Genomic DNA, 25,150 nt, shown 5'->3' on the forward strand with positions numbered 1-25,150 from the left:
CGACGCGACCGGAGGGAGCGCCCTTGAGGGACCGGCCCGACCCGGAAGACGATGGGACGGACGGGAAACCCCCAGCCCCTCCCTGATCCCGCCCAGGGACAGCAACCCGCCCGAAGCTGCTGACCGTATCTCTGATGCCGCCCCGCGGGCGCACCGCCCCCGAAGCCACCGCCCCACGTCCCCGATCCCGCCCAAGGGCAACAACCCGCCCGAAGCCACCGACCCACGTCCCTGATTCGGTCCGGGGGTGGCAGCCGGCCGAGATCCCGCCTAGCCCCCTGGTGCCGACCAGCCGACATCCGGCCCCCCGAAGCCTCCGCCCCGCCCCGCCCCGCCCCGCGCCCGCCCCGCCAACCGGGTGAGTGCCCGAGGCCCGCCGACAGCGCTGGGGGATTTGTCATATGGGGCGTGGCAGCATCGGCGGCCTCGGAGGTGATCACATTGTCCCATCGGCTGCTTCGTGCCGTCTGTATCGCCGCGGTGCTCCTCACGGCCGGGCCCCTGCCGACCGTCCGTGCCGAACCGCTGACCGGTGAGAACGTCGGGGTGCTGCTCACCCGCCTGCAGGGGCTCTACCAGAAGGCCGAAGAGGCCGCCGAGGCGTACAACGCCACCGACGTCGCCCTCAAGTCACGCCAGCAGGAGGAGCGGCGGCTCAGTGCCGAGTCCCGCAAGGCCCGTAGCGCCCTCGGTTCCGAGAAGGCCCTGCTGGGGCGGCTCGCCCGGGAGCAGTACCAAGGCAGCCGCGGCCTTTCCCCGTACGCCCGGATGCTGCTCGCCGGGAACCCGCAGGCCGCCTTGGAGCAGCACCGCCTCGCCGCCCGCGAGGGCGCGCGGCAGGCCGCCGTACTGAAGCGGCTCACGCGTGGCGAGCGGGCGGCCGACGCCCTCGCCGCCCAGGCGCGCAAGGCGCTGGACTCCCAGCAGGCGCTGGCCGAGCAGCGCAGGCAGCAGAAGGACGAGGTCGCGGTGCAGCTCAAGGAGGTCGAGCGGGTGCTCGCCTCCCTGACCGCCGATCAGCTCGCGCAGCTCGGCGCGCGGGAGGCCCGTGACACCGCCGCCGCGCAGCGGAAGCTGGTGGATTCCGGGCGGCTTCCCACCCGCTCCGGTACCCCCACGGCCGCCGGCGGCGCGGCCCTCACCTACGCGGCCGCACAGATCGGCAAACCGTACGTGTGGGGCGCCGAGGGTCCGGCGTCCTTCGACTGCTCCGGGCTGACCTCGCAGGCCTGGGCGCACGCCGGCCGCGCCATCCCCCGTACCAGCCAGGAGCAGTGGGCCCGGCTGCCGAAGGTGCCGCTGGAGCAGCTGCGGCCCGGGGATCTGGTGGTGTACTTCCCCAAGGCCACCCACGTGGGCCTGTACGTGGGTGACGGGAAGGTCATCCAGGCGCCGCGGCCGGGCGCACGGGTCAAGGTCTCGCCGATCGCCGCCAACCCACTGCTCGGGGCCGTACGGCCCGACCCCGACGGGACGCCGCTCGCGGAGTACACCCCGCCGTCGCTCCCCGAGGGCGCGACGGCGGGGGACGACACCGGTTATTCGGAGGAAGAGGCGCCGGAGGAGGCGGCGGCGGCAGCGGCGGACGAAGCGACCTCCGCCAGGTAGTCCGCCGTGTCCTCGGGATCGAAGAAGTACGTGTCGAAGTCGGCCGGGTTGTCGAAGCCATTGGCGAATCGATTCGCCACCGGCTGGAGCTCCCCGGCCGCGCCGATCAGGTTCAGCACGTGCTCCGGCGGGACGCCCAGCATCGCGTTCGTCCACTGGGTCACCGGCTTGCCCGTGGTGAACCAGTACTTGTCGAAGGTCGCCTTCATCCACGCCTCGTCGAACGGGTTCTCCCCGTGCATCAGGATCGACGAGAGGTACGAGGCCGCGCACTTGGCGGCGGAGTTCGAGCCCTGGCCGGTGATCGGGTCGTTGGCGACGACCACGTCGGCGACGCCCAGCACCAGCCCGCCGCCCGGCAGCCGCCCGATCGGATTGCGGACCACCGGCGCGTAGCGGCCGGCGAGCGTGGCGCCCGCGTCCGTCAGCTCCACCTCCCTGGCACGCGCGTGCTCCCACGGCGTGTACTTCTCCATCAGTTCCAGGGTGAGCGCCAGGTGCGCCGCCGGGTCCGTGACGCCCTTGAAGACGTCCAGCGGACCGCCCGGAATGCCCTCCCAGAACAGGATGTCCGCCCGCCCCGAGGTGGTGAGGGTCGGCATGACGAACAGCTCGCCGACGCCCGGGACCAGGTTGCACCGGACGGCCTCGGTCTGCGGGTGCTCCGGCCGCGGCCCGAGCCCGTGCACGTAGCTGACGGCCAGGGCGCGCTGCGGGGCGTCGTACGGGGAACGGGCCGCGTCCCGGCCGAACATCGACACCAGCTCGCCCTTGCCGGCGGCCACCAGCACCAGGTCGTACGTACGGGAGAAGTAGTCGAGGTCGGCCACGGACGCACCGTGGATGACCAGCTGGCCGCCGCGCTGCACGAAGGTGTCGAGCCAGCCGGCCATCTTCACGCGCTGGTCGACGGACTGCGCGTACCCCTTGAGGTGGCCCAGCCAGTCGATGGCGCGGCCGGCGTCGGGGGCGGCGACGGAGACGCCGAGGCCTTCGATCTTCGGGGCCTGCTGCTCCCAGAAGTTGATCTGGAGGTCGCGCTCGTGCTGCAGGGCCGTGTCGAACATGACCTGCGTGGACATGACCCGCCCGGTGCGGATCTCGTCCGCCGTCCGGTTGGACATGAGGGTGACCTCGTACCCCTTCGACTGGAGTCCGAGGGCGAGCTGGAGACCGGACTGGCCGGCTCCGACGACAAGTATCTTGCGCATCTCTCACGTTCTCTGTTCGGGGGCGCTGTGTGCGGGGGCGCTCTATTCGGGAGTACCGGCGAGGGCGTGGTCCACCAGGGTCAGCAGGGATTCGACGACCGTGCGGCGACTCCGCGCGTCCATGATCACGACGGGCACGTCCGGCGGGATGGTGAGCGCCTCGCGCACGTCCTCGGGCTCGTACGACTCGGTGCCCTCGAAGTGGTTGACGGCGACGGCGTACGGCAGCCCGCAGCTCTCGAAGTAGTCGAGCGCGGGGAAGCAGTCGCGCAGTCGGCGGGTGTCGGCCAGCACGATGCCGCCGATGGCCCCGCGCACCAGGTCGTCCCACATGAACCAGAACCGCTCCTGGCCCGGGGTCCCGTACACGTAGAGGACGAGGTCGTCGTCGAGGGTGACGCGGCCGAAGTCCATGGCGACGGTGGTGGTGTTCTTGTCCGGGGTCGCGGACAGGTCGTCGGTCGGGACGCTGGCCTGGGTCATCACCGCCTCGGTGCGCAGCGGGGTGATCTCGGAGAGGGAGGAGACGAAGGTGGTCTTGCCGACGCCGAAGCCCCCCGCGACGAGCACCTTGACGGCGACGGGGGCACGGGAACGGTCGTACTGCCAGGGCTGGACGGCCTCGTCGTCCGCCACGCCCGGAACATCCGTCACAGGCGTTTCAGAGACGGCGAAGACCACTGAGCACCCTTTCGAGCAGCGCGCGTTCGGGTCGGCCCGTGCCGTGGCCCGTCCCGTAGACGCGGATCCTGCCCTGGTCGGCGAGGTCGCTGACCAGGACGCGGACCACACCGAGCGGCAGCTTCAGCAGCGCGGCGATCTCGGCGATCGTGCGCATGCGGCGGCACACCTCGACGATGGCGGGCAGCTCGGGCACGCGGTCGGGCTTCTGCGGCTCGGACACCTTGGTGTCCAGTGCGGCGACGAAGGTCTCCACCAGCAGGACCTCTGTGAACCGGGTACGTCCTCCCGTGAGGGAGTACGGGCGTACGCGGGCGGGGCGGCGATCGGCGCCGCGTATCGGCAGCCGGTCGGAGGCCTGACTCCTCACGGGGTTTTCTCCATCGACTGGCGCAGCTCACTGCGGACTTCGGGGGTCAGGACGTGGCCGGCGCGGCCGACGAACAGGGCCATGTGGTAGGCGACGACGCTCATGTCGCAGTCGGGGGTGGCGTGCACGCCCAGCAGTGAGCCGTCGCTGATCGCCATGACGAAGACGGAGCCGTGCTCCATCGCCACCATGGTCTGCTTGACGGAGCCGCCGTCCATCAGGGCGGCCGCACCGGCGGTGAGGCTGCCCAGACCGGAGACGATGGTGGCCAGGTCGGCGGAGGCGCCCCGCGGCCCCTTGCTCCTGGCCTGCGGGGCGGTGGCGGCGCCGTCCGTCACGGGGTCCGAGGACAGGAGCAGGAGCCCGTCCGAGGACACGACGGCGACGGAGTTGACGCCGGGTACCTCCTTGACCAGGTCGGTCAGCAGCCATTGCAGGTTGCGGGCCTGGGTGCTCAGTCCGTACGTACTGGGCGCGGTCATGTGCGTGCCTCCTGTGCGGTGTCCCCCTGGTCGGTGTGGCCCTGTTCCTGTTCCTGTCCGCGGTCCTGCGCGTGCTCGCGCCCCGTGTCCCGCGCGATCTCGGCCGCGGCCACGCGCCGCCCGTCCTGGGCACCCTGGTAGAACCCGCCGAGGCGGCGGCGCAGTTCGTCCGCGTCGACCCGGCGCGGCGGCTCGGGCGGTCCGTCCTCACTGACCGCGCGAGGGGCGGGAACGGACCGCGGCGTCCGCTTCGGCAGGCCCTTGTCGGTGACCGGCTCCGCCTCGGCGGGGTCGGCGGGGTGGCTGCCCTGACGGGGGAGCCAGTGCTCCTCGGCGGCGGTGGCGTGGCTGTGCGGATCCGGCTCGGGGTCGGATTCCCGTACGTCGGCACCTTGCCCGGCATCGTGCGCCGCGGCCGGGATCCCCGGCTCGGGGTCCGCCGTCCCGGAGGCGGCCGCGTCCGCGTCGGGGACGACCCGCGCGAGCAGCCGCTCCTCGGGACCGGGCCCGGCCGGGACCTCCGCCGCCGGGGCCGACACCGGGTCGGCCGCCGGGGCCGGGACGGTGAAGATCTGCTCGGCGGGCGGCAGCGGGCCGTCCACCGGACCGGCGGCGTCGGCCTCGGGCCCGGGCTCCGGCTCGGCGGCGACGGCAGCGGCGGGATCGGCGGGATCCACCTCGGCGGCCAGGTCCCCGTCCGGCAGGACGGCCCCGTCCAGCCCAGGCTCCGACTCCAGGCCGAGCTCCGGCTCCGGCTTCAGCTCCAGCTCCGACTCCAGGCCGAGCTCCGGCTCCAGGCCGAGCTCCAGCTCGGGCTCCGGCTCCCCGGCAGCGGATGCCGCCTCGCCGCGCATGCGGCTCGGAATCGTGTTCTCGTTCGCCTCGGCGATCACGCCGGGCAGGTGCAGCGCGGGCCCGCCCTGCGTGGCCAGGGTGTGCACCGGGGAGGCCGGCGGGGTCGCGGGCAGCAGTGCGGCCGGGACGACCACCAGGGCCTCGGTGCCGCCGTCCCGCGGGGCGCGCAGCTCCGCGGTGACCCCGTGGCGCGCCGCGAGGCGTCCGGCCACGTACAGGCCGAGGCCCAGGCCGTGTTCCGCCTCGGGCTCCTCGTCGTAGGCCTCGGGCGTGGCCAGCCGGGAGTTCAGTGCCTCCAGCCGGTCCTCGGTGACCCCGATGCCCGCGTCGACGACGGACAGCACCGCGTCACCGGAGTCCAGCAGCCACCCGGACACCTTGACCTTGGCGTCCGGCGGCGAGAAGGTCGTCGCGTTCTCCAGCAGCTCGGCCAGGACGTGCGAGATGTCGTCGGCCGCGTGCCCGGCGACCTGGGTGTGCGAGGGCAGCGCGGCGAGGTCGACGCGCTCGTAGCGCTCGATCTCGCTGACGGCGGCCCGCATGACGTCGACCAGCGGTACCGGCAGTCCCTGGCCGTGGCCGTGCTCCTGACCGGCGAGGACCAGCAGGTTCTCGTTGTGGCGGCGCATCACGGTGGCCAGGTGGTCGAGCTTGAAGAGGGTCGCCAGCCGGTCCGGGTCCTGTTCCTTGGACTCCAGGTCCTCGATGACCGCGAGCTGGCGCTCCACCAGGCCCAGGGTCCGCAGCGACAGCGAGACGGAGGTCGTCGACATGACGCGGCGGTGCTCTTCGAGCCCGGCGCGCAGCGCCGTCAGCTCCTCCTCCAGCGCCTCGCGGCCCGAGGTGAGCGCCTCGTTGCGGCCGATGATGCGGCGCCGGTCGGCGTCGAGCCCCGCGATGCGGGTGTGCAGGGAGACGGTCTGGTCCCGGACCGCGTTCAGGTGGCGTACGACCTCGGCGAACTCGTCGTTGCGGCCCGTGAACCGGACCGGCTCCACCGAGCCCTCCGGCGTCGCCAGCCGCTCCGCGCCGCGGCGCAGGACGGACAGCGGCCGGGTCAGCGAGCGGGCCACGGCTGTCGAGACGCCCACGGCGATCAGGAACAGCAGACCCAGCACCGCGATGATGGTTTCGAGCCGGGTCACGTCGTCGTCGCGCAGGGCGGCGAGTGCGGAGGCGCGTTGTCCCGCGAGGGTGGATTCGACGGACCGCATGCGGTCTATGCGGGCGGTGAGCGCGGAGCCGACGGCGGCCCCGTCGGTCTTGCGGTCGGCGGCCGAGAGCGTGGGCCGCTCGGTGAGCCGCTTGAGGTAGTCGTCGGCCGCCTTGACCTCGGGTCCGGTGACGGTGGCGGCGAGGGTCTGGCGTACGTCGGGCCGCGCGGCCCGCGCGAAGTCGTCCAGCGCGGCCTGTTCCCGTACGCGCGAGCGCTGGGCGGCGGTGCTGAGTTCGTCGGCCACGGCCGAGTTGGGGAGCTGCTCGCCGCGGGGGACGGCCAGTGCGGCGAGCAGCAGTCCGCGGGTGGCCGAGGCCTGTTCGACCGCCTGGCCCAGCGGGGCCATCGGGCGGGTGGTGGCGAGGGCGGCCACGGCGCGCGGCGGGGTCAGTTCGGCGAGCCGGTCGCCGGGGGCGAGGAGTTCCGCGATGACTCCGGCGTAGGCCTGGTGGGCGGCGAGGGCGCTGCCCTTGCCGTCGACGGCCTCGGCGCGGACGGCCTGGACGCGGGCGAGGGCCAGGGCGGTCTGCTCGTCGGCGTCGGCCTGGACCTCGGCGAGCTGCCGGTCGGTGCGGGCGGCGCGTTCCTGGACGGGGCCCTTGGCCCCGCCGGGGCGGCCCTTGGCGGCGTACTCGACGACGGCGTCGCGCTCGTCACCGAGGAGGTGCGCGAGGGTGAGGGTCTGCCGGGTCTGCTCCGCGAGGGTGACCAGGCGCTGGGAGTCGTTCAGTTCCCTCGTGGCGGAGACGACGGCTGGGCTGCCCGCCGCGAGGACGGTGAGACCGGCGACGGCCACGCCTACGACCAGCCTGCGGCGCACGCGGACGCGGCGTCCTGCGGGGGCCGGGCCGTCGGTGGCGGTGCCGTTCTTCCGAGACCGCTTCTTCTGCACCGGTGCTCGCAATCCTGTACGTGTGCTCTTGCTCGTCTACTCGTGTGGCCGAGGTAACGGCCGGTCAACAAGTAAACGCGCCCCGCTCCCTCGTACCGCCTCAGACCTTTGCAGTGTGATGGGGAGAGAGCCGCACATCACCCACCCGGCCACTCGAACGAGTGAACATCACGGATGAGTTGGCGACCAACTCGGACACCGGGTGTCAGAGCGCGTCCATGGACAGGCGGTTGAAAGATCCAGGCGGGCTTTGGCAGGATGCCCGCCCACACTCCGGGGGGCCTCGCCCGGGCCCCCGGAGGGCGCGCGGAGCCGCTCTCGCCCACCCCTCCCACATTGGTACGGACCTACCCGCGCGCCGGACCCCCGCGCCCGGCAGAATGACGGCATGCGCATCGACCTCGCCTCGGCCCCCGGTAACGCGGAACGCCCCAATGAGGACTGGGTGTCGGCGGCGATCCCCGCCTCGGGCGGCGGCGTCGTGGTCGCCCTGGACGGGGTCACCCCGCCGCGCGGCGACGACGGATGCGTGCACGGAGTGCCGTGGTTCGCGGCCCGGCTGGGCGGCCGATTGACCGAACTGTCCGGATCGCGGCGGGACATGCCGCTGGACCGGATCCTGGCGGCGGCCGTCCGCTCCACGGCCGAGGCACACCGGGACACCTGTGACCTTTCTCACGTCCGCACGCCGCAGGCGACGGTCGTCGTCGTCCGCTGGGACGAGGCGTACGTGGAGCACCTCGTGCTCTCGGACTCCGTACTGCTCCTGCAGGCGCCGGGCGGTGAGGTCACGGCCGTGCTCGACGACCGGCTGGACCGGGTCCCTCCGGACATGCTGCGGTCGGCGGAGGCGGCGGACACGCTGCGGAACGCGGAGGGCGGTTTCTTCACGGCGGCCGCCGATCCGGCGGTGGCGGCCCGGGCGGTGACGGGGCGCACCCCGCGCGGGCGGGTCCGGGCGGTGGCCGCGCTCACGGACGGGGCGAGCCGTTGGACGGACACGTTCCAGGAGGGCGACTGGTCGCAGTGCCTGGCGGTGCTGCGCAAGGAGGGCGCGCAGGGGCTGATCGGCCGGGTCCGCGCCATCGAGTCCGACCCTGCGCGCCCGTCGGGCCGGGGCAAACGGCACGACGACGCGTCGGCGGTCTACGCGGAGCTGTAGGGCCGCTCCGCGGTGGCCGCGGCTGCCGCGGCGCTCGCCCGGAGCGGCCTCGGGACTGCTCCGGGCCTACTCCTCGCCCGCGTTCAGTTGGTTGAGCAGCCGGGCCAGTTCCGCCACCTCGCCGCGGTCCCAGTCGGCGAGCTTGCGCATGTACTGCTCGCGCCGCGCGTCCCGTACCCGCAGGAACCGCTCGCGGCCCTCCTCGGTGAGGCCGACCAGGAAGGCCCGGCCGTCGGCGGGGTCCGGCTCGCGGGCGACCAGGCCCAGCACCTCCAGGGCCCGCAGCTGGCGGCTCATGGTGGCCTTGCCGACGCCGAAGTACGCGGCGAGCTCGGTGGCCCGCTGCCGGCCGGCAGCCTCCAGGCGGGTGAGGAGTCCGTACGCGGCGGGTTCGAGCTCGGGGTGGAGCTCGCGGGCCATCTCGCCGGAGGAGGCGCGGGCGCGCCGGAGGAAGACGGACAGCTCCCGCTCCAAGGCAAGGAACTCCTGGTCTTCGCTCCCGTGCACGTCCGGCTCCCTCTGTGGTGGTGTGGGCCGCCAGTATTTCGCAGCGGACACGCCGAGGGCCCGGGGCCCCGCCTGAGGGTCCCCCCGGACGGAGTCCGGGGGAGGGGACCCGGGCGGGGCTCCCCCGCCTACGCGGCGGTGGTGAAGGGCACTTCCGTCTGGACCTCGGTCCGGGCCAGGGCGAGCTCCAGGACCTGGCGCACATCGGTCACCGGGTGCACTTCCAGGCCCTCCAGCACCTCGGCCGGGACGTCGTCCAGGTCGGCCTCGTTGCGCTTGGGGATGATGACGGTGGTCAGCCCGGCCCGGTGCGCGGCCAGCAGCTTCTGCTTGACCCCGCCGATCGGCAGGACCCGCCCGGTCAGCGAGACCTCGCCGGTCATGGCCACGTCCGTGCGCACCTGGCGCCCGGAGAGCAGCGAGGCGAGCGCCGTGGTCATGGTGATGCCGGCGCTCGGTCCGTCCTTGGGCACCGCGCCCGCCGGGAAGTGGATGTGCACGCCCCGGTCCTTCAGGTCTGCCACCGGGAGTTCCAGTTCGGCGCCGTGGGAGCGCAGGAAGCTGAGCGCGATCTGCGCGGACTCCTTCATGACGTCACCGAGCTGGCCGGTGAGGGTCAGACCGGCCGCGCCCGTCTCCGGGTCGGCCAGTGAGGCCTCCACGAACAGCACGTCGCCGCCCGCGCCGGTCACGGCGAGGCCGGTGGCCACGCCTGGGACCGCGGTACGCCGCTCCGCCGGGTCCTGGGCGGACTCCGGCACGTGGTGCGGGCGTCCGATCAGGGCGCGCAGGTCGTCGGCGCCGATGCTGAAGGGCAACTCGCGCTCGCCCAGTTCGTGCTGCGAGGCCACCTTGCGGAGCAGCCGTGCGATGGACCGCTCCAGGGTGCGTACGCCCGCCTCGCGGGTGTACTCGCCGGCGAGCTTCCTGAGCGCCTCCTCCTGCAGGACCACCTCGTCGGCGCCGAGGCCGGCGCGCTCCAGCTGGCGGGGCAGCAGGTGGTCGCGGGCGATGACGACCTTCTCGTCCTCGGTGTACCCGTCGAGGCGGACCAGCTCCATGCGGTCGGCCAGGGCCTCCGGGATGGCCTCCAGGACGTTGGCGGTGGCCAGGAACACCACGTCGCTGAGGTCGAGCTCCACCTCCAGGTAGTGGTCCCGGAAGGTGTGGTTCTGGGCCGGGTCCAGGACCTCCAGGAGGGCGGCGGCCGGGTCCCCGCGGAAGTCGGAGCCCACCTTGTCGATCTCGTCGAGCAGGACGACCGGGTTCATCGACCCGGCCTCCTTGATGGCCCGGACGATGCGGCCGGGCAGGGCGCCGACGTAGGTCCGGCGGTGTCCTCGTACCTCGGCCTCGTCGCGTACGCCGCCGAGCGCGACCCGGACGAACTTGCGGCCCATGGCGTGGGCGACGGACTCGCCGAGCGAGGTCTTGCCGACTCCGGGCGGTCCGACGAGCGCGAGGACGGCTCCGCCGCGGCGGCCGCCGATGACGCCCATGCCGCGCTCGGTGCGCCGCTTGCGCACGGCGAGGTACTCGGTGATGCGGTCCTTCACGTCGCTGAGCCCGGCGTGTTCGGCGTCGAGGACGGCGCGCGCTCCCTGGATGTCGTACCGGTCCTCGGTGCGCTCGTTCCAGGGCAGCTCCAGGACGGTGTCCAGCCAGGTGCGGATCCAGGAGCCCTCCGGGCTCTGGTCGCTGGCCCGCTCCAGCTTGTCGACCTCCTTGAGCGCGGCCTCGCGGACCTTCTCGGGGAGGTCCGCGGCCTCGACGCGGCTGCGGTAGTCGTCGGACTCCTCGCCCTCCTTCTCCCCGTTCAGCTCGCGCAGCTCCTTGCGGACGGCCTCCAGCTGCCGGCGCAGCAGGAACTCGCGCTGCTGCTTGTCGACGCCGTCCTGCACGTCCTTGGCGATGGACTCGGCGACGTCCTGTTCGGCGAGGTGGTCGCTGAGTGCCTTGACGGCCAGCTTGAGCCGGGCGACGGGGTCGGCGGTCTCCAGCAGTTCGACCTTCTGCTCGACCGTCAGGAACGGCGAGTACCCGGAGTTGTCGGCGAGCGCCGACACCCCTTCGATCTGCTGGACCCGGTCGACGACCTGCCAGGCCCCGCGCTTCTTGAGCCAGCTGGTGGCGAGTGCCTTGTACTCCTTGACGAGCTCGGCGACCGCACCCGGCAGCGGGTCCGGCACGCGTTCGGTGACGGTCTCGCCCTCGACCCACAGTGCGGCCCCGGGTCCGGTCGTACCGGCGCCGATACGGACGCGGCCGCGGCCGCGGATGAGCGCGCCGGGGTCCCCGTCGGAGAGCCTCCCCACCTGCTCGACGGTCCCGAGCACACCCGTGCCCGCGTACTTCCCGTCGATCCGCGGCACGAGCAGCACTCGGGGCTTCCCGCCGCTGCCCGCCGCGGCCTGGGCCGCCTCCACGGCCCCGCGCACCTCGGCGTCGGACAGGTCCAGCGGAACGACCATCCCAGGCAGCACGACCTCGTCGTCGAGCGGCAGCACGGGCAGAGTGAGCGGTACGGACGTCGAAGCCATGATCTTCCCTCCGGCAGTGAAGTTGAGCTATGCCGACTCAATGCATGTGCGCCGCCCGTTGTTCCCCAACAGCCGTTCGCCCGGGGCGAACGGCTGAGGGGTCAGTCGCCCGGTGCGGAGACGTGGACGTCGCCCGACGTGGTCTTCGCCGAGAGGTGGGAGGGAGCCGAGGGGTCCGTGGGGACAGTGATGTCGCGGGTGCCGGAGGTGGTGGTGACCGCGAGCTGGTATGCGGCCGGGGGGACCTTCAGGATGACGTCGCCCGAGGTGGTTTCGGCGAGGACCGAGGACGGGGCCACCGCGAAGTGCAGGCGGGCGTCACCCGATTCGGAGTGGACGTCCGCGCTCGGGCCGGACAGGCCGGTGGCGGTGATCCCGCCCGAGGAGGTGCGGATCTTCAGCGGGCCGCCGATCCGGTCGGCCCTGACCCGGCCCGACGTGGCCGCGACGTCGGCCGCCGTGACGCCCGTCACCGTGATGCGGCCGCTGGTGCTCCCGAGCTTGACCGTGACGGAGGCCGGGACCTCCAGGCGGTAGTCGATGTAGCAGTCGGGGGGGCAGTCGTCGGTGAAGGTCAGCACACCGCCGGAGACCTGCTGGCCGGGCGTCGGGGCGGTGTCCCCGCGGTAGTGGACGGTCCGGCGGACCGTGACTCCGGGCCCTCCTCCGGCGGTGACCTCGATCGAGCCGGCCCGGGCGGCCGTGACCTCCACCGCGGTGACGGCCTCGGTGACCGTGGCGTCGGCGCTCGCCGTCTTCTGCGGGCCGTCCCCGAGGGAGCAGCCCGCCAGCAGTAGCCCGGCCCCGAGGGCGACGACGGCGGTGCGGGCGGGGCGAAGTGACGCGGCGTGAGAGATCATGGTCACGAGTCTCGGGCGGAAGGCGCCCGCGGCCGATGGGGCCGGTCCCCGGATCCGTGGTGGGGTTATCCCCCGCTGCCGTCCGCGTCCCCGCCCGCCGGCCCGTGGCCCGTGACCACCGGCCGCCGGTCCGAGGGCATGCCCCATTCGCTCCACGACCCGTCGTACACGGCCAGGTCCCGGTAGCCGGCGAGGGTGGCGCCGAGGGCCAGGACGCAGGCCGTCACTCCCGATCCGCAGCTGAAGTAGAGGCGCTCCCGGTCGCCGGTCAGCGCGCCGATGGCCGCGCGGAGTTCCTCCGCCGGGCGCATCAGGCCGTCGGGGCGCCGGAGTTCGGCGAAGGGCAGGTTGAACGCCCCCGGCATGTGGCCGCCGCGCAGGCCCGGGCGGGGTTCGGGGGCGGTGCCGGCGAAGCGCTCACGGGTGCGGGCGTCCAGGACGGCCGCGGCCGGGTCGGCCAGGGCCGCGGCGACGGTGGCGCTGTCGACCAGCAGCCCGGGGCGGGGGCGGGCGGTGAAGGAGCCGCGCGGGCCGTCGTACGCCGGGCCGTCGGCCTCGACGGGCAGTCCTGCGGCCTTCCAGGCGGGCAGTCCCCCGTCGAGTACGGCGGCCCGGTCGAAGCCCATCGCGCGCAGCATCCACCAGGCGCGGGCGCTGGAGTAGATGCCGGCGCCGTCGTAGACGACCACGGTGGAGGTGTCGTCGACGCCGAGGACCCGCATCGCCTCGGTGAACCGCGCGGCGCCGGGCATGGTGTGCGGGGCGGGGGCGTCGTGGTCGGAGAGGTCCCCGTCGAGGTCGAAGGGGCGGGCGCCCGCAATCCGGTGGGCGGCGCCGCGATGGGCGCCGACGGAGGCGTCGAAGAGGACCAGCCCGGGCACGGTCAGCCGCTCCGCGAGCCAGCCCGCGCCGACCAGCGGTCCGGGGATCTCGGAACCGGCCCCTGGGGACGTGGAGTTCTGGGACGTGGGCATGCGGCGCCTCCTGTGCGAACCGGGTCGCCCCATCCTCGCAACCGGCCCGCTGCGGGGACGCGCCCGGGGCGGGCTCAGGGTCCGCCGCAGCCTCCCGGGCGGGCGTACACGGCGACCCGGGCTCCGCGTACCTCGGTGACCGAGCACAGGTCGAACCAGGCGGCCAGCGTCTGGCGTTTCACGGCCTCCCGCGGGTACGGGTCCAGCGGCTGGTCGGCCGGGTCCAGCAGGGCGATCACCCGGGGGGACCCGATCAGCGCCTCCCGGATGGCGAGCGACGGCAGTTCGGTGCCCTGCAGGCTGCGCGAAGCCGCCGGGGTGCGGTCCAGGGCCACGTCGCGCAGCTGCGCGTAGACGTCGGGCGAGGACAGCAGCCACTCGCGCCGCCGCGACGGCAGGAAGGCCACCGCGTCCCCCGGCCGGGCCTGCTCCCGGACCGCGGCGGCCACGGCGAGGACGTCGTCCTTGCGGCTCTCGGGCGTGCGCAGCCACGCCGACCACAAGGCGAAGGGCACCAGCAGGGCGGCGGCCGCGAGCCACCGCCACCGGCCGCGGGCCGACGCCAGCCGGGCGCCCGCCAGCAGGGCCGGCCCGGCCAGCGCGTAGAGCACGTACCGGTCGACGTACCAGGGGTCGAGGAGGGAGACCGCCAGCAGCAGACCGGGCGGCAGCAGGGCGAGCGGCAGGGCCACGCGTACGAGCTCTCCCGGTGCGCCCCGCGCGAGCAGCAGGGCGGCCGCCGCGAGGACCCCGTACGCCGCCCAGTCCTGCCAGCCCGGCCGCCCGAGCCAGCCGAGCTGCTGCTGCGCCTGCCGGGCGCTCACCAGGGCCAGCGGCAGCAGCAGGGCCACGACGGTCCCGGCGGCGACGCGCCAGCCGCGCGAGCGCCAGGCGCTGAAGGCGTGCGCGAGCAGGGCCAGTACCGCGAACTCGTGCAGCCAGCAGCCGAGCAGCAGCACCGCCGCGTACGCCGTCCACCGCTCGCGCAGCATCAGGTACGTCGCCCACACCACGGCCGCCGCGACCAGGGCGTACGAGCGGCCCTCCTGGGCGTACATCTGCACGGGCGGCAGCACGGCGTAGGTGACCCCGGCGATCAGCGCGGCCCGCTCCCCCGAGAGCCGGTGGGCGATCGCGGCCACCCCGGCGGCCGCGAGGGCGGTGGCGGCGACGGAGGGCAGCCGCAGGGCCCACAGGCCGCCGTCCCAGGCCAGGTACACGCCGTGCATGAGCAGGTAGTACAGGCCGTGTACGGCGTCCACCTGGCCCAGCAGCTCCCGGAGCCCGCCGAGCGGGCGGTGGGCCACCTGCCAGGTGACCGACTCGTCGCGCCACATGCTGCCGCGCCGCTCCAGGCCCCAGAGGCCGAGGAGGACGGCGAGCAGCGGGGGCAGCACGCGCCAGGACCAGGGGGCGATGCGGGTGATGGCTGCCTCCGGGAACTGTCGCGACGGGCGTGGGGACTCCATACTCGGGGTTCGGGGGACGTACCTGCGGAGGTGGGTGTGCGAGCGTACCGGGCGGTGGCAGGGGCGGTGCTGGGCGCGGTGGTCCTGGCGGGCTGCGGGGCGTCCGGATCCGGGAGCGGCGACGACGCGCCCCCGACGCCCACGGGGACCTCCACCGCGGCCGCACCGGCGCCGACCGGTCCGACGTCACCGTCCGCGGCCCCGGCGCCGAGCGGCGCCGCGAGCCCGACGGCCGGCAAGCCGCCCTCCGCGGACCAGACCCTGCTGCGGGTCACCCGCAGCGGCGGCTTCGCGGGCCAGACGCACACGCTCGTCGTCAAGGAGGACGGGTCGTGGACCAGGCTGGACGGCGGGGCGAAGCCGGAGGGCACCGGAAAGCTGTCGGAAGCCGAGCTGGCCGAGCTGCGCACCGCGCTGCGCGAGGCGAACTTCGCGGAGCTGCCCCGGATCGCGACGGGCGGCCCCACGATCTACGACGGGTTCTCCTACGCGTTCGTGCACGACGGTTTCGAGGTGGCGGGCGGCGAAGGCGCCCTGGCCCCGGCCCTGGGCAAGGTCCTGGCCGCGCTCCCCCCGTTCACCCAGAAGTAGGCAGGCCCGTCCCCGCGGCCGAGATCTCCCGCGGCTGCCGGTCCGGGCTCAGCCTGTTGGAGCACCCGTACGTGGATCCGGACACGGCCGACGGGACGGTGGGCCGGGCCGATTTCACGGCTCCCGGGGCCGCGGCGCGGCGTCGCTCACCGACGGTCCTGACAAATCCGGAGGGATTCCTTCCGCTCTCCGCGAAACTCTCCCCGGCCCTCTCAGCAAACCTCTCCGCGAAACCGATGCCGCACGTGCGCCCCGCGGACGAGGCCGTCGCCGCCGGACACGGCGCCACCGACGCCGCCCCGCTGGACGTGGCCCTCGGCCGCGCCGTACCCGAGGCCTCCTCCCGTTCGAACTCCCCCGGTGCGGGCCGTCGAGGCCTCCCGTCCCGACGTCCCGAACGACACGGAGAACCCGGTCTTCCTCACGGATACGGGCCGTCGTCGCAGGGCACACGGACAGCCGGACGGGGTCCTCGCCCCGCCCGCCGGGCGCCGGTCCCGTGGGGGGTCCGGCGCCCTGCACATCCCGCCCCCTACCAGGATGATCAGCACAAATGCCCTGTCCGAACCCCGCATAGCCGCAGGCCGGTGCCTCCTCTACGCTGCACCCCACCACGCAGATCTTCATGGGGCGGGACCGGGACATGGAACAGACACACACCACCCACAACGGCGCCTCGGCGACCCCCGGCGCCCAGCGGCGCGTACTCGTCGTCGAGGACGACCACACCATCGCCGAGGCGATCGCGGCCCGCCTGCGGGCCGAGGGCTTCCAGGTGCAGACGGCCGCCGACGGCCCTGCCGCCGTCGCCGCGGCCGAGAACTGGCTGCCCGAGCTGCTGGTCCTCGACATCATGCTGCCGGGCTTCGACGGCCTGGAGGTCTGCCGCCGGGTCCAGGCCCAGCGGCCGGTCCCGGTGCTGATGCTCACCGCCCGGGACGACGAGACCGACCTGCTGGTCGGGCTCGGGGTCGGCGCCGACGACTACATGACGAAGCCGTTCTCGATGCGCGAGCTGGCCGCGCGGGTCCACGTACTGCTGCGGCGCGTGGAACGGGCCACCCTGGCCGCGCACGCCCCGCGCGGGGCCACGCTGCGCCTGGGCGACCTGGAGATCGACCACGCGCAGCGCCGGGTCCGGGTGCAGGCCGAGGACGTGCACCTGACGCCGACCGAGTTCGACCTGCTGGTGTGCCTGGCCGGCACCCCGCGGGCGGTGCTCTCGCGGGAGCAGCTGCTGGCCGAGGTGTGGGACTGGGCCGACGCGTCCGGGACCCGTACGGTCGACAGCCACATCAAGGCCCTGCGCCGGAAGATCGGCGCGGAGCGGATCCGTACGGTCCACGGCGTCGGGTACGCCCTGGAGACCCCGGCGCAGGCGTGAACGGCGCACCCAGGCAGCGCTCCGCCGGGGCCCTGCGGCCCTTCTCGCCGTTCTCGATCAAGACCAAGCTGGGCACCCTCGTGGTGGTCTCGGTCTTCATCACGACGGGCCTGCTGCTGGTGGCCCTGCGCACCGACACCGAGCTGCGGTTCATCACGGTCTTCTCGGTGATCGCCTCGATGCTGATCACCCAGTTCGTGGCGCACAGTCTGACGTCGCCGCTGGACGACATGACGACGGTGGCCCGGGCGATCTCCCACGGCGACTACACCCGCCGGGTGCGCGGCGCGGGACGCCGGGACGAGCTGGGCGACCTGGCTTCCACGATCAACCTGATGGCGGACGACCTGGAGGCGGTGGACCGGCACCGCAAGCTGCTGGTCGCCAACGTCTCGCACGAACTGCGCACGCCGATCGCGGCGCTGCGCGCGGTGCTGGAGAACGTCGTGGACGGGGTCTCGGCCGCCGATCCGGAGACCATGCGCACGATGCTGAAGCAGACCGAGCGCCTCGGCCGGCTCGTGGAGACGCTGCTGGACCTGTCCCGGGTGGACAACGGCGTGGTCCCGCTGCGCGCCCGCCGGTTCGAGGTGTGGCCGTACCTGTCGGGGGTGCTGAAGGAGTCGGCGCTGGCGGCCGCGGGCCGGCCGGGGCTGTCCAGCGGCTCCGGCGGGCACACCCGCAACGACGTGCACCTGCACCTGGACGTGTTCCCGCCCGAGCTGACGGCGTACGCGGACGCCGAGCGGCTGCACCAGGTGGTGGCGAACCTCATCGACAACGCGGTCAAGCACAGCCCCCCGCACGGCCGGGTCACGGTCCGCGCGCGGGCCGGCGACACGCCCGGCAGCCTGGCGCTGGAGGTGCGGGACGAAGGCCCCGGCATCCCGGAGGCGGAGCGGCACCGGGTCTTCGAGCGGTTCAACCGGGGCAGCGCGCGCGGCGGCGACGGCGGTACGGGACTGGGCCTGGCGATCGCCCGCTGGGCCGTGGAACTGCACGGGGGGCGGATCGGAGTGGCCGAATCGTCACGGGGCTGCCGCATCCTCGTCACGCTTCCGGGCAGTTCGTAGGCGCCGTGTTGACGTAGGGTTCGAGTGGGAAGGACATGATCTCGGCCACACGTACCCGGGGTCCGTCAGGGGTGCGAAGCCATGAGGCCGCAACCTCGGTGCCCCCTACCCGAACCACACGTGTTTCCCGCCATTCCAGGCAGTGAAACCCGCCGTTCGATGTGACCTGCGCGACGGAAGTCCCGCCCGGTCTGCATCTCGCGGCCTGGGAGGCGTAGCCTTTATTCCCGCTGTCCATACCTTGTGAAGCGGAAGAGGGCGGTTGCCGCCGTGTCGCCACAGTCCCCCAGTAACTCGAGCACCACGACCGAAGCAGCAGGGGGCGGGAAGAACCCCGCCTCAGGCTTCGGCGCCAATGAGTGGCTCGTCGACGAGATCTATCAGCAGTACCTCCAGGACCCGAACTCGGTCGACCGGGCCTGGTGGGACTTCTTCGCCGACTACAAGCCGGGGGCGGCTGTCGCTCCGGTGAAGTCCGAAGAGCCGAAGAAGACCCCTGCGACGACGGACGGCGCCTCCGCACAGGCCGCCACCACCGTCACCGCAGCACCCCAGGCCGCCGACGCCGCCGCCACGGGGGCGGCGAGCGCCGGTGCGAGCACCCGCTCCGCTGGAGCGGCTGCCGCCGCGCCCTCCGCCGCGCCCACGCCTGTGTCAGCTCCTGCCCCTGCTCCTGCCATCCCCTCTGGTGCCCCTGCTGTGACTGTCACCTCCCAGGCCCCGGCCGCCGCACCGGCCGCGCCCGCCCCCGCCTCCGTAGCCCCGCAGAAGGCCGCGCCCGCCACCGAGGCCCCCGCGGGCCCCGAGCTGGTGACGCTCCGCGGCCCGGCGGCTGCCGTCGCGAAGAACATGAACGCCTCCCTCGACGTCCCGACGGCCACGTCCGTCCGCGCCGTCCCGGTGAAGCTCCTGTTCGACAACCGCATCGTCATCAACAACCACCTCAAGCGGGCCCGGGGCGGGAAGATCTCCTTCACGCACCTGATCGGCTACGCGATGGTGCAGGCCATCAAGGCCATGCCGTCGATGAACTACTCCTTCGCGGAGAAGGACGGCAAGCCGACCCTGGTCAAGCCCGACCACGTGAACTTCGGCCTCGCCATCGACCTGGTGAAGCCCAACGGCGACCGCCAGCTCGTCGTCGCCGGCATCAAGAAGGCCGAGACCCTCAACTTCTTCGAGTTCTGGCAGGCCTACGAGGACATCGTCCGCCGCGCCCGCGTCGGCAAGCTGACGATGGATGACTTCACCGGCGTGACCTGCTCCCTCACCAACCCCGGCGGCCTGGGCACCGTCCACTCCGTGCCCCGTCTGATGCCCGGTCAGTCGGTCATCATGGGCGTCGGCTCCATGGACTACCCCGCCGAGTTCCAGGGCACCTCGCAGGACACCCTGAACAAGCTGGGCATCTCCAAGGTCATGACCCTGACCTCGACCTACGACCACCGGGTCATCCAGGGCGCGGCCTCCGGCGAGTTCCTGCGCATCGTCGCGAACCTGCTCCTCGGCGAGAACGACTTCTACGACTCCGTCTTCGAGTCGCTGCGCATCCCGTACGAGCCGGTCCGCTGGAACCGCGACATCGACGCCTCGCACGACGACGACGTCACGAAGGCCGCCCGCGTCTTCGAGCTGATCCACTCCTACCGGGTCCGCGGCCACGTCATGGCCGACACCGACCCGCTGGAGTACAAGCAGCGCAAGCACCCCGACCTCGACATCACCGAGCACGGCCTCACCCTGTGGGACCTGGAGCGCGAGTTCGCGGTCGGCGGCTTCTCCGGCAAGTCCATGATGAAGCTGCGCGACATCCTCGGCGTACTGCGCGACTCGTACTGCCGCACCACCGGCGTCGAGTTCATGCACATCCAGGACCCGAAGCAGCGCCGCTGGATCCAGGACCGCATCGAGCGCCCGCACACCAAGCCGGAGCGCGAGGAGCAGCTGCGCATCCTGCGCCGCCTGAACGCGGCGGAGGCCTTCGAGACCTTCCTGCAGACGAAGTACGTCGGCCAGAAGCGCTTCTCCCTGGAGGGCGGCGAGTCCGTCATCCCGCTGCTCGACGCCGTCATCGACTCGGCCGCCGAGGCCCGCCTCGAAGAGGTCGTCATCGGCATGGCCCACCGCGGCCGCCTGAACGTCCTCGCGAACATCGTCGGCAAGTCGTACGCGCAGATCTTCCGCGAGTTCGAGGGCAACCTCGACCCGAAGTCCATGCACGGCTCCGGCGACGTCAAGTACCACCTGGGCGCCGAGGGCACCTTCACCGGCCTGGACGGCGAGCAGATCAAGGTCTCGCTCGTCGCCAACCCCTCCCACCTGGAGGCCGTCGACCCGGTCCTGGAGGGTGTCGCCCGCGCCAAGCAGGACGTCATCAACAAGGGCGGCACGGACTTCACCGTCCTGCCGCTGGCCCTCCACGGCGACGCGGCCTTCGCGGGCCAGGGTGTGGTCGCCGAGACGCTGAACATGTCGCAGCTGCGCAGCTACCGCACCGGCGGCACCGTGCACGTGGTCATCAACAACCAGGTCGGCTTCACCGCCGCCCCGGAGTCCTCGCGTTCGTCCATGTACGCGACCGACGTGGCCCGCATGATCGAGGCGCCGATCTTCCACGTGAACGGCGACGACCCGGAGGCAGTGGTCCGCGTCGCGCGGCTCGCCTTCGAGTTCCGTCAGGCGTTCAACAAGGACGTGGTCATCGACCTCATCTGCTACCGCCGCCGCGGGCACAACGAGTCCGACAACCCGGCGTTCACGCAGCCGCTGATGTACGACCTGATCGACAAGAAGCGCTCGGTGCGCAAGCTGTACACCGAGTCCCTCATCGGCCGCGGCGACATCACGCTGGAAGAGGCGGAGCAGGCGCTCCAGGACTTCCAGGGCCAGCTGGAGAAGGTCTTCGCGGAGGTCCGCGAGGCCGCCACGCAGCCCGCCGTCGGCGCCCCGGCGTCGCCGGCGCAGGTCGCGCAGCAGTTCCCGGTCACCGTGAACACCGCGATCTCCCAGGACGTCGTCAAGCGGATCGCCGAGTCCCAGGTCAACATCCCCGAGCACGTCACCGTCCACCCGCGTCTGCTGCCGCAGCTGCAGCGCCGCGCGGCGATGATCGACGAGGGCACCATCGACTGGGGCATGGGCGAGACCCTGGCCTTCGGCTCGCTGCTGATGGAGGGCACCCCGGTCCGGCTGTCCGGCCAGGACTCCCGCCGCGGCACGTTCGGCCAGCGCCACGCGGTCCTCATCGACCGGGAGACCGGCGAGGACTACACCCCGCTGCAGTACCTGTCGGACGAGCAGGCCCGCTACAACGTCTACGACTCGCTGCTCTCCGAGTACGCGGCCATGGGCTTCGAGTACGGCTACTCGCTGGCCCGCCCGGACGCGCTGGTCCTCTGGGAGGCCCAGTTCGGTGACTTCGTCAACGGCGCGCAGACCGTCGTCGACGAGTTCATCTCCTCGGCCGAGCAGAAGTGGGGCCAGACCTCCGGCGTCACGCTGCTCCTGCCGCACGGCTACGAGGGCCAGGGCCCGGACCACTCGTCCGCGCGCCCCGAGCGCTTCCTGCAGATGTGCGCGCAGGACAACATGACGGTCGCGATGCCGACCCTGCCGTCGAACTACTTCCACCTGCTGCGCTGGCAGGTCCACAACCCGCACCACAAGCCGCTCATCGTCTTCACCCCGAAGTCGATGCTGCGTCTGAAGGCGGCGGCGTCGAAGGCGGAGGAGTTCACGAACGGCACGTTCCGTCCGGTCATCGGCGACGCGACGGTGGACCCGAACGCGGTCCGCAAGGTCGTCTTCTGCGCGGGCAAGGTCTACTACGACCTTGAGGCCGAGCGGGAGAAGCGCGGCATCACGGACACCGCGATCATCCGCATCGAGCGGCTGTACCCGCTGGCGGGCGCGGAGCTCCAGGCGGAGATCGCCAAGTTCCCGAACGCGGCGAAGTACATCTGGGCCCAGGAGGAGCCGGCGAACCAGGGTGCGTGGCCGTTCATCGCGCTGAACCTGATCGACCACCTCGACCTGGCGGTCGGCGCGGAGGTCCCGACGGGCGAGCGCCTGCGGCGCATCTCGCGCCCGCACGGCTCGTCGCCGGCCGTCGGCTCGGCGAAGCGCCACCAGGCGGAGCAGCAGCTCCTGCTGAACGAGGTCTTCGAGGCCTAGTCGCCGCGCGGCCCAGCAGGAGTGGAAGGCCCGGCCCCCTCACGGGGGGCCGGGCCTTCCGGCTCTACGGCTGGGGCTCGAAGTCCCAGTACGGGCGGGCCTGTTGGCGGGCCGAGACCGTGTGGACGTGCTGCGGGCCCAATGTCCTGATGAGGCCCTTGATGCCCGCCTCCTCGTGCTTGCCCGCCTCCGCGTCCTCCCGTACCGACCGGAGGTCCGCGGCCAGCGCGATCTGCGCGCTCAGCGTCATGGGGTGGTCCGGGCCCAGCACCTGCTCGGCGGTGCGCAGCGTCTCCCGGCTCAGGTCCAGGGCGTCTTCCAGGCGCCCGGTGATGTTGCGGTGTCCGGTGGCGTTCAGGGCGCAGCCCAGCGTCCACGGGTGCCGGTCGCCCAGCGCGCCCCGCATGCCGACCAGCGCCTGTTCGGCGAGCGAGAGGGCCTCCGCCCGCTCGCCCTGGGCCCGCAGCACCAGACCGAGGTTGCCGACCGTGCCGATGCTGTACGGGTGGGCGAGGCCCAGCTGGGACTGGTAGCCGCGGACCACGTCCTCGGAGATCCGGCGGGCCTCGCCGATGTCCCCGTACTCCCTGAGGTAGGTGGCGTAGTCGGAGGCCACCATCAGCGTCCACGGGTAGTCGACGCCGAAGACCCGCGTGGCCCGCTCCCACACGGCCCGCAGCCGCATGCCCGCACCGGGGATGTCGCCGGAACGCCGCAGGCACAGCCCGAGGTTGTGCTCGGCGCGCAGGGTCTGCGGGTGGCCCAGCCCCAGCACCTGGGTGTTGAGCTTGAGCCCCTGCTCCTGCCGGGTCTGCGCCTCCCGGTAGCGGCCCATCATCCGCAGCCCCATGGCGCAGGCGATGCCGGAGGAGAGGGTGGAGATGTGGTGGGCCCGCAGCACCCGCTCGCGGCGGCGCAGGGTGTCCAGGTCGAGGTCGTAGGCGTCCTGGTAGCGGCCCAGCAGCCGGTAGGTGGCGGCCAGGTTGTTCTGGGCGCCGAGCGTGGTCGAGTCGTCCTCGCCGAGCAGCTCGCGGTACGTGGCCAGGCAGTGCTCGAAGATCTTGCGGGCCGGCTCGAACTTGGCGATGCACAGCAGGACTCCGCCGTACGCGCTGCTGGCGCGCAGGGTCTCCAGGTCGCGCTCGCCGCGTTCGCCGGTGAGCCGGTCGGCGACGGCCCTGGTGAGGGCCTCGGCGCGGCGGAAGAGGCCGAGGTTGCGCAGCGCTCCGCCGTACTGGTAGCTGAGCTCGCGGACCTTGGGGTGGTCCTCGCCGAGCATGGCGCGCCAGGCGTGGTCGGTCTCCTCGGAGAGCCTCAGGCAGGTGCGGTACTCCCCGGCGAGGATCAGGTAGCGCAGGCAGTGCAGCAGGAAGTTCTGGATGCGCGGGTTGCTGCTGGTCAGCACCCCGGCCGTGGCCAGGTGCGGGATGAGCTCGGCGTAGCGGGGCCACAGCCGGGAGTCGGAGGGCCGGCCGGGGTCGGCGGCGGCGAGGACCTGGCGGACGGCGCGGGAGAGCGGTTCGGCCTCGTCCTCGGAGAGGTTGTCCCGGACGATGCCGTGGACCATGCGGTGCAGCTGCACGGTCTCCAGTCCGCCGCCGCCCTCCTCCACGGGCAGGTCGGAGTACTCCAGGCGGACCACGGAGAACTGGACGAGCTTGTTGAGGGCCGCGTTCCACCGGATCTGGTCGTTGATCAGCCCGGCGAGCTCCTCGGGCACCTCGTCGGCGGGGAATTCGCGCAGCAGTCGCAGCGGCACCGGCCCGGGTGCGAAGAAGACGAACAGCCGCAGCAGGGCGAGGGCGTCGGGGAAGTTCTCCCGTACGTTGTTGAGCAGTATGGCCAGGGCCGTGGGGAAGGGCAGCGGGTAGTCGTCGGAGACGGTGACGGCCTCGCGGGAGTCCATCCGGCGCTGGAGCAGCGCCAGGTAGTCGCCGACGGTCAGCGGGGAGTCGGCGAGCCAGCCGGCGGTCTGGTCGAGGGCGAGCGGGTAGTCCTCCAGGGCCTCGGCGAGCTGGTCGGCCTCCATGGCGGTGAGCCGCAGGGCGCGGCGCCGGATGAAGGTGATGGACTCGGGGCGGGCGTAGAGCGGTACTTCGACGAGGCTCGTGTGCCGGGAGGCCCATTCGCGGTTGCGGGAGGTGATGATGACGTCGCCCGCGCCGGAGGGCAGCAGGTCGGTGAGGTCGTCGGGGTTGTCGCAGCCGTCGAAGACCATCAGCCAGCGGCTGTAGGGGGATCCGCGCCGCAGTGCCTCCAGGACGGCCCGGATCTGCTCGCCGTAGCTGCCGGCGCCGCGCGGCAGGCCGAGGGCGGGGGCCAGGTCGGCGAGGCGTTCGCGCAGGGTGGGCCGGTCCTCGGCGGGGACCCACCACACCACGTCGTACTCGGAGGCGAAGCGGTAGGCGTACTCGGTGGCGACCTGGGTCTTGCCGACGCCGGAGAGCCCGAGGAGGGTGACGGTGGAGGCGCCGGCCGGGGCTTCGGCGAGCGCCGCGCGCAAGGTGCCGATGACGTCGTTGCGGCCGGTGAAGCGCGGGTTCCGGCGCGGGACCCGGCCCCAGATCTCGGGCGGGTCGTTGGGGAATCGGGGGCCGCGTCGGCCGCTCTCGGTGCCGACCCGGTCGGTGGGCAGCTCCAGGCGGCGCAGTACGCGGTACTCCGCCTCGTACGCGTCCAGGCCCCACAGGTCGGTCTTCTCCAGGACGGCCACGGCGCTGGGCAGCGGGGCGTCGGTGAGGCAGACCGCCGCGAACCGGTCGCGGTGGCGGTCGGTGACCGCGCGCAGGGCGGTGTTCCACTCCTCGTCGGTGTGGGTCCCGGCCGAGAAGTAGCGTTCGCTGAGGACGAGGAGGACCCGGCTGCCGGAGCGGGCGAGGTCGTCGAGGGCCTGGGCGAGGCCGGGGCTGTTCTGCGGGTCCCAGCGTTGGAGGGCGACGCGGTGGCCGTGCTCCTCCAGCCGGTGGGCGATCCAGACGGCCCAGGGCCGGTTGAACCCGGCGAAGCTGATGACGAAGCGCTGCGGCCCAGAGGCTGAGGTGGTCTGTTCCTGCCGGCTACCGGTCATGCGGCCGTCTCCCTGAGATCCGGGCGGTGGACGGG

At 73.0% G+C, this 25,150-nt stretch carries 17 protein-coding genes; 6 read left to right on the plus strand and 11 right to left on the minus strand.

The genetic code is table 11. The features are described from left to right. Nucleotides 1-441 precede the first annotated feature (441 nt). Nucleotides 442-1,608, plus strand: coding sequence for an NlpC/P60 family protein (locus ACFYOB_RS33450; protein WP_388566561.1), 1,167 nt, complete (start codon nucleotides 442-444; stop codon nucleotides 1,606-1,608). On the opposite strand, the gene ACFYOB_RS33455 is transcribed toward ACFYOB_RS33450, so the two are convergent. Genes ACFYOB_RS33455 through ACFYOB_RS33475 form a run of 5 tightly spaced genes read right to left on the minus strand, consistent with a single transcriptional unit; the run spans nucleotide 1,539 to nucleotide 7,315 of the window. Next, a complete protein-coding gene (locus ACFYOB_RS33455; RefSeq protein WP_388566564.1) occupies nucleotides 1,539-2,819 on the minus strand; it encodes a styrene monooxygenase/indole monooxygenase family protein in 1,281 nt (426 codons plus the stop codon). The two genes, ACFYOB_RS33450 and ACFYOB_RS33455, sit on opposite strands and share 70 nt — an antisense overlap. Nucleotides 2,820-2,861: 42 nt before the next feature. After that, nucleotides 2,862-3,500 (minus strand): ATP/GTP-binding protein, encoded by a 639-nt coding sequence (locus ACFYOB_RS33460; protein ID WP_388566566.1) that lies wholly within the window; start codon nucleotides 3,498-3,500, stop codon nucleotides 2,862-2,864. Continuing rightward, nucleotides 3,481-3,870: a DUF742 domain-containing protein gene (locus ACFYOB_RS33465; RefSeq protein WP_328927618.1), complete on the minus strand. Its 390-nt coding sequence runs from the start codon at nucleotides 3,868-3,870 to the stop codon at nucleotides 3,481-3,483. The genes ACFYOB_RS33460 and ACFYOB_RS33465 overlap by 20 nt, the downstream gene beginning before the upstream one ends. Then, nucleotides 3,867-4,352, minus strand: coding sequence for a roadblock/LC7 domain-containing protein (locus tag ACFYOB_RS33470; RefSeq protein ID WP_388566568.1), 486 nt, complete (start codon nucleotides 4,350-4,352; stop codon nucleotides 3,867-3,869). Before ACFYOB_RS33470 ends, ACFYOB_RS33465 begins: the two co-directional genes overlap by 4 nt. Further along, nucleotides 4,349-7,315 carry a nitrate- and nitrite sensing domain-containing protein gene (locus ACFYOB_RS33475; protein WP_388566570.1) on the minus strand — a complete coding sequence of 989 codons (2,967 nt, stop codon included), beginning with the start codon at nucleotides 7,313-7,315 and terminating at the stop codon, nucleotides 4,349-4,351. Before ACFYOB_RS33475 ends, ACFYOB_RS33470 begins: the two co-directional genes overlap by 4 nt. Before the next feature lie 388 nt (nucleotides 7,316-7,703). Between ACFYOB_RS33475 and ACFYOB_RS33480 the strand changes: the two genes are divergently transcribed. Further along, nucleotides 7,704-8,477, plus strand: coding sequence for a hypothetical protein (locus ACFYOB_RS33480; protein WP_388566572.1), 774 nt, complete (start codon nucleotides 7,704-7,706; stop codon nucleotides 8,475-8,477). A gap of 66 nt (nucleotides 8,478-8,543) precedes the next feature. On the opposite strand, the gene ACFYOB_RS33485 is transcribed toward ACFYOB_RS33480, so the two are convergent. The 5 genes from ACFYOB_RS33485 to ACFYOB_RS33505 form a co-directional block, all read right to left on the minus strand. Beyond that, complete coding sequence (locus tag ACFYOB_RS33485) at nucleotides 8,544-8,984, minus strand: MarR family transcriptional regulator (protein ID WP_328927614.1); 441 nt, start codon at nucleotides 8,982-8,984, stop codon at nucleotides 8,544-8,546. Between the two features lie 128 nt (nucleotides 8,985-9,112). After that, complete coding sequence (gene lon / locus ACFYOB_RS33490) at nucleotides 9,113-11,524, minus strand: endopeptidase La (protein WP_388566574.1); 2,412 nt, start codon at nucleotides 11,522-11,524, stop codon at nucleotides 9,113-9,115. 101 nt (nucleotides 11,525-11,625) lie between these two features. After that, on the minus strand, nucleotides 11,626-12,384 hold the full coding sequence (locus tag ACFYOB_RS33495; RefSeq protein ID WP_388566576.1) for a DUF4097 domain-containing protein: 759 nt from the start codon (nucleotides 12,382-12,384) through the stop codon (nucleotides 11,626-11,628). 65 nt (nucleotides 12,385-12,449) lie between these two features. Continuing rightward, nucleotides 12,450-13,358, minus strand: coding sequence for a sulfurtransferase (locus ACFYOB_RS33500; protein WP_388566579.1), 909 nt, complete (start codon nucleotides 13,356-13,358; stop codon nucleotides 12,450-12,452). A gap of 74 nt (nucleotides 13,359-13,432) precedes the next feature. Then, on the minus strand, nucleotides 13,433-14,827 hold the full coding sequence (locus ACFYOB_RS33505; RefSeq protein ID WP_388566582.1) for a hypothetical protein: 1,395 nt from the start codon (nucleotides 14,825-14,827) through the stop codon (nucleotides 13,433-13,435). Between the two features lie 36 nt (nucleotides 14,828-14,863). On the opposite strand from ACFYOB_RS33505, the gene ACFYOB_RS33510 reads away from it, so the two are divergent. The 4 genes from ACFYOB_RS33510 (at nucleotide 14,864) to ACFYOB_RS33525 (ending at nucleotide 22,048) form a co-directional block, all read left to right on the plus strand. After that, nucleotides 14,864-15,418, plus strand: coding sequence for a hypothetical protein (locus ACFYOB_RS33510; protein WP_388566584.1), 555 nt, complete (start codon nucleotides 14,864-14,866; stop codon nucleotides 15,416-15,418). A 643-nt stretch (nucleotides 15,419-16,061) separates the two neighbouring features. Next, the gene (locus ACFYOB_RS33515) at nucleotides 16,062-16,802 is read left to right on the plus strand and encodes a response regulator transcription factor (RefSeq protein WP_388566586.1); all 741 of its coding nucleotides are present in this window, start codon (nucleotides 16,062-16,064) and stop codon (nucleotides 16,800-16,802) included. Beyond that, nucleotides 16,799-17,875 carry an ATP-binding protein gene (locus tag ACFYOB_RS33520; RefSeq protein ID WP_388566588.1) on the plus strand — a complete coding sequence of 359 codons (1,077 nt, stop codon included), beginning with the start codon at nucleotides 16,799-16,801 and terminating at the stop codon, nucleotides 17,873-17,875. The genes ACFYOB_RS33515 and ACFYOB_RS33520 overlap by 4 nt, the downstream gene beginning before the upstream one ends. A 270-nt stretch (nucleotides 17,876-18,145) precedes the next feature. After that, nucleotides 18,146-22,048, plus strand: coding sequence for a multifunctional oxoglutarate decarboxylase/oxoglutarate dehydrogenase thiamine pyrophosphate-binding subunit/dihydrolipoyllysine-residue succinyltransferase subunit (locus tag ACFYOB_RS33525; protein WP_388566591.1), 3,903 nt, complete (start codon nucleotides 18,146-18,148; stop codon nucleotides 22,046-22,048). A 64-nt stretch (nucleotides 22,049-22,112) separates the two neighbouring features. On the opposite strand, the gene fxsT is transcribed toward ACFYOB_RS33525, so the two are convergent. Then, complete coding sequence (gene fxsT, locus ACFYOB_RS33530; RefSeq protein ID WP_388566594.1) at nucleotides 22,113-25,115, minus strand: FxSxx-COOH system tetratricopeptide repeat protein; 3,003 nt, start codon at nucleotides 25,113-25,115, stop codon at nucleotides 22,113-22,115. Between the last annotated feature and the right edge of the window lie 35 nt (nucleotides 25,116-25,150).

The organism is Streptomyces sp. NPDC006463, from assembly GCF_042870715.1.
Taxonomy (GTDB): domain Bacteria; phylum Actinomycetota; class Actinomycetes; order Streptomycetales; family Streptomycetaceae; genus Streptomyces.